This is a genomic window from Granulicatella sp. WM01 (assembly GCF_004570605.1).
Classification (GTDB): Bacteria; Bacillota; Bacilli; order Lactobacillales; family Aerococcaceae; genus WM01.
Genome location: NZ_SPPB01000130.1, coordinates 1 through 624, shown reverse-complemented (window position 1 = coordinate 624; position 624 = coordinate 1). Strand labels below are relative to the sequence as shown.

Genomic DNA, 624 nt, shown 5'->3' with positions numbered 1-624 from the left:
AACATCATTCTTCCAATAGCCTGTGGCAATGCAATGTCCTCCAAAACATACGTCTCATCATCTTCCATTTTTATTGAACTTGAACCGAATTCTTTAAATTGACGATACATTTCTTCAACAACAGGACCATATTTATAAGCTATAATTTTTTCTTGAAATAATTTTCTATCATATTTCAATAAATACTCTTTATACGCTATATATACTAATTTCTGTAACTGTAGATGAGAAAATGATTGCATAGACAAGAAGAATTTCGCCACATCAATCGCTGTTATTTTCAAATCAGAACTCAATAGCTTTTCAAATTCTCCAAAATCCCCACATATCACAACATCTTCAAAAAATGAATCTAACTCTATGACACTTTGCCATGAATCGCTTTCTGTAAAAAGAAAGTGTACTCCAATATCAGCACGATTAATTTCACTAATCCTATCCAGTACACTTTTAATACGTTCTCTATCTACTCTATCTTTTTCAGATATTTGAAATCCTACTCGAGCCCCTTTAGTATACACACTAGCAATTAATATAAAATGTTGATACATAGTACTATTCCTCTTTCTTTAAGTTAGATAAATGATACACTTGCCCTTGTTTTCTTATCTTAGTGAGCAACAC

At 31.2% G+C, this 624-nt stretch carries 1 protein-coding gene; it reads right to left on the bottom strand.

From position 1 onward, the window contains the following. The coding region (locus E4T68_RS08980) for a Panacea domain-containing protein (protein ID WP_135126060.1) at positions 1-551 on the bottom strand (551 nt) is incomplete at its 3' end. Positions 552-624 lie beyond the last annotated feature (73 nt).